The sequence below is a fragment of the Pseudomonas sp. AC463 genome (assembly GCF_979253585.1).
The window spans coordinates 1-253 of record NZ_CEEDDZ010000911.1; the positions used below are offsets into that span (position 1 = coordinate 1).

General features: G+C 66.4%; 1 protein-coding gene. It reads right to left on the reverse strand.

Annotated features, from left to right (window positions below; translation table 11 throughout):
* On the reverse strand, window positions 1-237 hold a 237-nt coding region (locus AC0IYH_RS32875; RefSeq protein ID WP_471838569.1), incomplete at its 3' end, for a hypothetical protein.
* Between the last annotated feature and the right edge of the window lie 16 nt (window positions 238-253).

Genomic DNA, 253 nt, shown 5'->3' on the forward strand with positions numbered 1-253 from the left:
GCGCAGGATCGAGTAGAGGTTGCCACGCGAGAAGCGGACACCGCCAAACGCCTTGCCACCGAGCGTGGTGCGGACCGGCGCGCTAATATTGGTGCGTTCCAGCTCCTCTGACAGGCTGCGCACCGAGCCGAGCGCCAGATACCGCGCGTAGATGTGCCGGATGATGGCGGCATGCTCCTCGACGATTCTGAGGGATCGTCCATCAGGGGCGTAGCCAAGCGGCGGCGTTCCGCCCATCCACATGCCCCGGGCC